The sequence below is a fragment of the Pseudoalteromonas sp. TP27 genome (assembly GCF_056470645.1).
This window is the reverse complement of sequence record NZ_JARDAK010000010.1, coordinates 150829-159615: the sequence shown is the minus strand read 5'-3', so window position 1 is coordinate 159615 and position 8787 is coordinate 150829. Positions and strand designations below refer to the sequence as shown.

Annotated in this window: 6 protein-coding genes; 3 read left to right on the top strand and 3 right to left on the bottom strand. The window is 38.2% G+C overall.

Translation table 11 applies throughout. The features are described 5' to 3' along the window. Positions 1-392: 392 nt before the first annotated feature. Positions 393-1886: a guanosine-5'-triphosphate,3'-diphosphate diphosphatase gene (gene gppA, locus PX700_RS13255; RefSeq protein WP_479520954.1), complete on the bottom strand. Its 1494-nt coding sequence runs from the start codon at positions 1884-1886 to the stop codon at positions 393-395. A gap of 43 nt (positions 1887-1929) precedes the next feature. After that, a complete protein-coding gene (gene rhlB / locus PX700_RS13250; protein WP_024598841.1) occupies positions 1930-3207 on the bottom strand; it encodes an ATP-dependent RNA helicase RhlB in 1278 nt (425 codons plus the stop codon). 91 nt (positions 3208-3298) lie between these two features. On the opposite strand from rhlB, the gene trxA reads away from it, so the two are divergent. Then, entirely contained in the window at positions 3299-3625 is a 327-nt protein-coding gene (gene trxA, locus PX700_RS13245; RefSeq protein WP_002960942.1) for a thioredoxin TrxA, read from the top strand. Between the two features lie 186 nt (positions 3626-3811). Further along, positions 3812-5071: a transcription termination factor Rho gene (rho, locus tag PX700_RS13240; RefSeq protein ID WP_149594672.1), complete on the top strand. Its 1260-nt coding sequence runs from the start codon at positions 3812-3814 to the stop codon at positions 5069-5071. Between the two features lie 214 nt (positions 5072-5285). On the opposite strand, the gene PX700_RS13235 is transcribed toward rho, so the two are convergent. Next, on the bottom strand, positions 5286-8117 hold the full coding sequence (locus tag PX700_RS13235) for an ATP-binding protein (RefSeq protein WP_479520953.1): 2832 nt from the start codon (positions 8115-8117) through the stop codon (positions 5286-5288). 76 nt (positions 8118-8193) lie between these two features. On the opposite strand from PX700_RS13235, the gene PX700_RS13230 reads away from it, so the two are divergent. After that, positions 8194-8766, top strand: coding sequence for a DNA-J related domain-containing protein (locus tag PX700_RS13230; RefSeq protein ID WP_479520952.1), 573 nt, complete (start codon positions 8194-8196; stop codon positions 8764-8766). Positions 8767-8787: the final 21 nt, after the last annotated feature.

Here is an 8787-nt window from a genome sequence, read left to right as displayed (position 1 = left end):
TTACTTATCCATAAAGAGTAAGTAGGTTGGCTGTTAGAACTCAATCTGTACGAGTGCCCACACAGATGATTGCTTTATATTGTTAAAGAACGTTTTGAGTCGCTTTAGCGTCTCAAGGGGTGCGAATAATACACCTTTTATTTTTTCGAGTCAACACTTAGTTTTAAACTTTCTTTTTAGAAGATTTAAAACCGAAGTTTTATTTAACTCTCTGAGTAGTTCGTGCCTCGCTATGCTTCGGCGTTTCCCGTCTCAGTGGGGTCGCATTATAGGGAGATCCGAAAACAGATCAACTCTTTTTTGAAGAAAACTTGAAATAAAGTGCTGTTCGCACATATTTACATCTAAATGGTTACTTTAAACACTAAAAAGGCCCTGATGGGCCTTTTTAATTAGTTTACTATGAGCTTCCACCCAAGTTTACCTTGCTGTTTAGACTCTTGTTGTAGCTCGCTGGCCATTAACGGATGATCTTTTAACCAGTTACTTTCAAACTTAAGGTCTAACACTTCATTTTTAGCAGTTAACTCAAACTTAGGAAGTACATCGTCTTGTCTGCGCATTGATAAGATGACTGCTATTCGTAGTAATCTCACTATATATTGCGCTAATAGACTATTTACGCCGAGTGAATTAAAACAGCCTTTTGGAAAGTCTGAACGATGCGCATCTGCAACCGCTACTATTAATTTATGCTCTGACTGTGAAAAACCAGGCATATCGGTATTTTCCAAAATATAAGCGGTGTGTTTATGGTACTGCTTATACTCTATTAGTAATCCAACCTCATGAAGCTGCGCTACCGCTTTTAATAGTGGTAACCCATTTAAACTTTCAATTGGCCAATCTTTATCAATACTTACCGCTAACTGCATAGCCAAGCTTGAAACTCGACACGCTTGTTTTTGATCAACGTGATAACGACTCATAAACCCATCAACGGTACGTTTACGAATGTCGTTATTATGAAACTCCGGAACCATGCTATACAAAACACCTTCACGCAGTGCTCCACCCGCCAATCCCATTTTTGCTATTTCAAGAGATTCAAATAGTGCGATTAAGATAGCGAGTCCTGATACAAATACCAATCGACGGTCTTCACTTAATCCAGGAAGGTCTAGCGCTGCAATAGTGCTAAATGCAATTGCTTGATCTTTTATAGTGTTGAGCTTTTCAAGTGTAAGTAAGTCGTCAAGATTTTGCGCGACCATAATTTCTTGAATTGCTTGTACTGTACCAGAAGCGCCTGATGCAATTTGCCATCCAGCTGCTTTATATTCTGGAGAAATTTCATCAATAACTAGGCGCGCAGCCTTTATGGCTGCGTTAAAGTTACGCTGACTTAATTGGCAATCTTTAAAGTAGCGTTCAAGATAGGTAACACACCCCATATTGAGGCTTTTGTAATGTAATGCATCAAATGCTTTACCAATTACAACTTCGGTACTTGCACCACCAATGTCAATAACAAGCTGTTTACCAGTACAAGATGAAGTATGAGCAACACCTTTATAAATTGTGCGCGCTTCTAATTCTCCGCTAATAACATTAATGTTATGACCAAGAATCTTTTCTGCATGATTTTTGAATACTTCGGCGTTAGTTGCCAATCGTAAGGTAGCGGTTGCTACTATGGTGATGTTTTTATCTGGGATATCTTGTAGACGCTCAGCAAAAAGGGCAAGGCATTCCCAGCCTCGCTGCATTGCTTCAGTGCTCAATACATTATCTTTATCGAGCCCTGCGGCTAATCGGACTTTGCGTTTAACACGTCCAATTGTTTGTAGACCGCCAGCAATTGATTTGGCTATAAGCATATGAAAGCTATTTGAGCCTAAATCAATAACTGCGTATACATTTTTTTGCGGTTTAAGTTGCCCCACCGTTCAAAAACCTCTAGTTACTACTACTTATACAAACGGTCGTTTACGACCGTCCTTTTTGGTAACTATTATTTGGGCGACGTCCGCTGTTATTACTGCGATTACGTGGACCATTTGAATAGTTGCGCTTTCTTTGAATAATAGGCTGAGTTAAATCATCTAGCAATGCTGTTTTATCATAATGCGATAAAGGAATGCTGTGCTCTATATATTCTTCAATTTCATGCAAGTTATAAGCATATTGCTCACATGCAAAACTAATTGCGTGGCCTGATGCACCAGCACGGCCAGTACGACCAATACGGTGAACATAATCTTCGCAATCGTCAGGTAGGTCAAAGTTAAATACATGACTTACTTCAGGGATGTGAAGACCACGTGCTGCAACATCGGTTGCCACCAAAAAGTCTAAGTCGCCTTTACTGAACTGCGCTAATATAGTTTGGCGTTTTTTCTGGTTAACATCACCAGTGAGCATACCAACACGATGACCGTCTGACTTAAGCCAAGCATAAACTGTTTCACAACTGTGCTTGGTATTTGCAAACACGATTGCTTTCTCTGGCCATTCTTCTTCAATTAAGGTTAACAACAGCTTAATTTTATCTTCTTGCGAAGGATGAAATAGCTCTTCTTGAATACGTTTACCCGTTTTAACGTCAGGTTCAATTTGAACATGCTCTGGGTTTGTCATGTGTTCAAACGCTAACTCTTGTACGCGATATGATAATGTGGCAGAAAATAATAAGTTTAAACGCTTTGATGTATCTGGCATACGGTCGAACATATAGCGAATATCTTTGATGAAACCTAAATCGAACATACGATCAGCTTCGTCAAGCACGACTACCTCAATTTCATTAAGGGTGTAACAGCCTTGCTTATACAGATCAATTAAGCGACCTGTAGTACCAATTAAAATATCAACGCCTTTTTCTAGTTGTGCACGTTGTTTTTCGTAATCTTCGCCACCATATACTAAACCTAAGTTAAGATTACAGTGCGGCGCTAAAATTTTAGCATCTTTGTGTATCTGAATCGCAAGCTCCCGAGTAGGGGCCATGATCAGGGCTCTTGGATGTTTACTAGGTGCTTTGCTAGATTGTAATAACCGATGGCACGTGGCAGTTAAAAACGCCAACGTTTTGCCTGTACCAGTTTGAGCTTGGCCCGCGATATCGCGTCCATCACAAATAAAAGGTAGGCATTTTGCTTGAATAGGTGTGCAATATTCAAACCCATTCTCGGTTAAACCGGCAACCACTTCCGGTGCGATAGCAAAGTCTGAAAACTTTTTATCGGTTAAATGTGTCTTAGTCATAGCGTTTAAGCATAACGTTTAAACTTGCAATAAGAAACAAGAGTGTTTAAATACGCACTAAATATTTCGCCTAACTAAATCGGAGAGCGCAATGAGCGAGAAAATAATCCAAATTACTGACGATAGCTTTGAAGCTGACGTATTACAATCTGACAAACCAGTACTAGTAGATTTCTGGGCTGAATGGTGTGGACCTTGTAAAATGATCGCCCCTATTCTTCACGAAGTTGCTGATGAATACGACAGCCGTGTGACTGTTGCTAAATTAAACATTGACCAAAATGCTGGCACACCGCCAAAATTTGGTATTCGTGGCATCCCTACTTTACTTCTTTTCAAAGATGGCCAAGTAGCTGCAACGAAAGTAGGTGCTCTTTCAAAAACTCAACTTATCGAGTTTTTAGAAAACAACATCTAACTGTAAGCTAGAACAATAAAAAGGGCTTTTTGCCCTTTTTTTAAATTTATTTTGTATAAAGACTGGACGCTTTGCCAGTGAACTGCTAGTTTATAAAGCCAACTAATCCTTAGTTATATTCAACAAACCTCACTCAACGATCAAAGCGATTTTGAGTATGACAACTGTAATAAAGAACCCACCAATATGCATTTACGCGAATTAAAAGACAAGTCCATTAAAGAACTTGTAGACTTAGCTGAGTCCATGGGGCTCGAAAACGTAGCCCGCTTAAGAAAGCAAGATATCATTTTTGCCATTCTTAAATCCCATGCCAAAGGCGGAGAAAATATCTTCGGCGGCGGTGTATTAGAGATTTTACAAGATGGTTTCGGCTTCTTAAGATCATCAGAAGCCTCTTACTTAGCTGGCCCAGATGACATTTATGTTTCACCTAGCCAAATTCGCCGTTTCAGCATGCGTACTGGCGATTCAATTTCAGGACTTATTCGTCCACCGAAAGATGGTGAACGTTACTTTGCTTTACTTAAAGTAAATGAAGTTAACTTTGATAAACCTGAAAACTCTCGTACTAAAATTCTTTTCGAAAACTTGACGCCGTTACACGCTAACGAACGTTTTCGCATGGAACGTGGTAACGGCAGTAAAGAAGATATTACAGCCCGTGTACTTGACTTAGCATCTCCTATTGGCCGCGGCCAACGTGGTTTGTTAGTAGCACCGCCAAAAGCGGGTAAAACAATGCTACTTCAAAATATTGCACAATCAATTACGCACAATCATCCTGATGTAACATTAATGGTTTTACTTATTGATGAGCGTCCGGAAGAAGTAACTGAGATGCAACGCCTAGTTAAAGGTGAAGTTATTGCATCAACGTTCGATGAACCTGCTTCTCGCCACGTACAAGTTGCTGAAATGGTTATCGAAAAAGCAAAACGCTTAGTTGAACACAAAAAAGATGTTGTTATCTTATTGGATTCAATCACTCGTTTAGCACGTGCTTATAACACTGTTATTCCTTCATCAGGTAAAGTACTTACTGGTGGTGTAGACGCTAATGCATTACACAAACCTAAGCGCTTCTTTGGTGCTGCACGTAACGTTGAGGAAGGTGGTAGCTTAACAATCATAGCTACAGCGCTTATCGATACTGGCTCTAAAATGGATGAAGTTATCTACGAAGAGTTTAAAGGTACTGGTAATATGGAATTACACCTTAACCGTAAAATTGCGGAAAGACGTGTATTCCCAGCTATCGACTTTAACCGCTCAGGTACTCGTCGTGAAGAATTACTAACAAAACCAGATGAGCTTCAAAAGCTTTGGATTTTACGTAAAATTGTTCATGACATGTCAGAAATTGATGCTATGGAATTCTTAATCGATAAACTATCGATGAGCAAAACCAATAACGAATTTTTTGATTCGATGAGACGCCAATAAACGCGTTTTAATTCAATAAAAAAGCGCCTTAGGCGCTTTTTTTGTGTCTGGATTAAATACAGTTTAGCTTTCATACCAATTCCATTAAGTATGTGATCTAAATTTTACGCCGAAAAAATAATTCAGTTCTAGGCGTAAATTGATGTAAATGGTTGTTCCCTTTGCGAAATTTACAACAAAGAAATGGGTTGTTTTAGCAAGTAAAATAGATCAGCTATTTATTGGAATTGGTATCATTATACTTTTTTAGTACGCTCTGCAGCGAAGTAACTAACGTTTTAAAGTCACCCCCACTACTCTTTTGGGTTCTACGTATAAGTGCTCTATCTAAACTTTTTGCTGATTGCGCAATTTCATCTAAGCCAAACATTTGCGCTGCTCCTAAGATGCGGTGACTATCTTTTTGTAGCGCATCTAAATCCTCGCTTATAAAATGCTGAGTAATTGTTTCACTCTCTAAAGCAAAGCTTTGCTTAAAGCTAATCACGAGATCGCTCATATCAACTTCACTTTGCTTTGTAATTGGCTGATTCTCTGCGCTATTGAGGTGATTAGAAAGTGCTTTATAAAATGACTCTTTATCGATCGGTTTACCTAAGTAACCAGTAAATCCAAGCTCTAAATAACTATCTACTTCATGGCTCATAGCATTTGCAGTTAAAGCAAAAATAGGCCGTTCAAAACCACATTTCTTTAATAGTGTAAAAGCAGAACGCCCATCCATCACGGGCATTTGAATATCGAGTAAAACTAAATCCGGATACTCTTGTAAGCACTTCTCTACCGCTTGCTCACCATTCTCAACAGCAATAACCTCCAGCCCCATTGAACGTAAGTAGCGGCTTATTAACCTACGATTGTCAGGATGATCTTCTGCAAGTAGAACACGACCGGTTAATTGTTTATTTGCCTTAGGAGCACTTTGAGTTTCAATCATACTTTGCGATTTATTTACTTCTGCACAGGGTAAGAAGAACGAGAATTGACTGCCTTTTTTATATTCGCTTTGTACGCTTATATAACCGCCCATCATAGAGGCCAATTGTTGCGATAAGCTAAGGCCTAAGCCCGTACCACCAAAACGGCGGCTAATACTGTTATCTGCTTGACTGAAACATTCAAAAATAAGCTTTAACTGTTTAGAGCTCATACCTATACCGGTATCTTTTACAATAATAACTAGCCCCTGCTCACTCTTATTTAAAGCAATGATAACCTGCCCAGAATGAGTGAACTTAATAGCATTTGCACATAAATTTATCAGAATCTGCTTTACGCGAATCAAGTCGAGCTTAGTGTAAAACTCATTACCCACTTGATTGTCTAAAATAAGGTGTAGATTTTTTGCTTTTGCTTGGGTGATAAACATTGCGTGCACATCATTTACAAGCTCTACAATGTCAAAGCACGAAATATTTAACTCTAATCTATTGGCTTCAATTTTACTTAAATCGAGTACGTCGTTTATTAAGCTTTTTAAATGATCGCTATGGCGCTGAATTACTCTTAACTCATCTTTAAGTGATTCTGGCTCATATAACCCATTAATTAAAGCATCTGTTTGCCCTAATATAGCTGTGAGAGGGGTGCGAATTTCGTGGCTAATATTAGCTAAAAACTGACTTTTAACATCGTTGGCTTCTCTGAGCTCTTGTGCAATCGCCTGTAACTCGGCTGTGCGCTGCGTAACTTGCTCTGTTAACAGCTGCTTTGCACGTTTTTCTGCACCACGACGATAAAGCGCAATACCTGTTACAACAACTAAAAGTAACAGTAAAAAAGAGAATAGAGTAAGCTGGGAACGCTGCGACATTTTTAGCTTTTGCACACGGCGATCTTGTTTAAGTTTTTCTATTTCTTGGTTTAATTGCGTTGCTTTAAATTGGTTTTGAAGAACTGCTAATGCATTGATAATTGCCGTACTTCTAAGTTTTCGTTGCTCACTAATATACTTTTGTTGCAGAGCCATAGCGCTTGAATAATCACCTTTACTAGCCTCAAGAAGTGCTTTAGCGCCTAAGCTCTCCCTAATTATTCGCTCACTGCCATATTCATGAGCAAGTAAAATAGCTCTATCTAAATTTATTTGAGCCTCTTCTAAATCTCCCTTAACAAACTGAATTTTAGCTAGCGCGTGTAGCGCATTGAGCTCTAAATTATGGTTATCTATTTTAAGCGCATAGTGCTCACCTAATTTAGCTTGCTCGTATGCCTCATCAACTTTTTTCAATACTAAATTAGTATTTGCCAAATTAGTATATTGTGTAGATAACTTATTATAATCATTGGCTGAAATATAATAACGCAGCGCTAACTGATAATAATGTAGTGCTAAATCAAATTGGTTACTCTCCATATGAGCAACACCCATGTTGTTATATACCTGCGCAATACCGCTTTTATCATCTAATCGCTTATAAACCTTAAGCACATCTTGATAAAGGCCAAACGCACTATCGTAGCGTGATAAACGTATATAAACACCTGCTATATTAAGCAATATATCGGTTTGATCTTGCTCACTACCGTGTGCTTCGTAAATAGCTTTTGCTTTTAAATAAAACTCTAGGGTATCGCCTAGCTTATTCATATTAAAATAAGCCAAGCCAATATTATTTAGTAAATTTGCTTGTTCGAGTAATTGTTCATTTTTTTCAGCTAATACTAGAGTGCGAGTGTATTCAGTAATAGCCTTTTGAAATAAGCCTTGATAAAAAAGTGCCACACCTTGCATTTTAATTGCACGAAAGTGCTCATCAGGAAAGAAAGTATCTGAGGTATGTTGTTCTAGTAATTTAAAATAGTGTAAAGATTCTTTAAAATTATCAGCCGATAACGCACTATTACCCAATGCAGAATAAACAGCGACACGCTCTTTTTTAGAGATGTTTTTATTAGTGAGTAGCGTGTTTGCTAATTGTAATTTAGGCTCCCACTGCACTTCGTTTTTGAATTGCGCAAATAGCGAATCAGTATCTTGGGCATAGCCAGGAGCTATTAATACACAGCATATAGTAAATAAGAGGCATTTAAACTTGCCCAGCATAATTTTAATCCTTCAAACCGTTACTTATATCAGTGTAATCTTTATTGAAGATACACCAACTACTAGGGCCTAAACAATGCTTAACCCACTGATTGATGAGATTTTTGAGCTAATATTAACAAAGCAGGTTTGGCAAATTCATACTTTAGCAGCAGAACTAACAAACCGCAGCGCAATAACAACACTCGATAAAAGCCCTGAACGTGATTTATTTAAACGCAACTTTTTAATTATGAATGCATTGTACCAGCTACAGGAACAATTACATCCTCAGAGTTTACTCATTTCAACTCTGCATATCGAGCTTTTAGAAAAAGGATCTAATAGTTTAGTAACAACAAGTGAAAATTTGCGAGATTATTATTTAGATTGGCTAAATTACGATACCAGTGAAGAGCAGATTGATACGCTTTTAAATAGCTTTTGGCGCCAGTTTAAAACGACATCACCACAACAGGCTTTAAATGAAAATGAATTTAAAGCGTTGGCTTTAGAATGGAAGTTACCTGAAAATTTCACGCTTAAAAACGTTCAAAAGCGCTGGCGACAACTTGCATTACAGATGCACCCAGATAAACCAAGTGGGTGTGAAGTGAAGTTTAAAAAAATAAAATTACAATACGAGCAGCTAAAGGTAGCTGCTCGCTAATTTGTTAATTTAGAAGTTTAA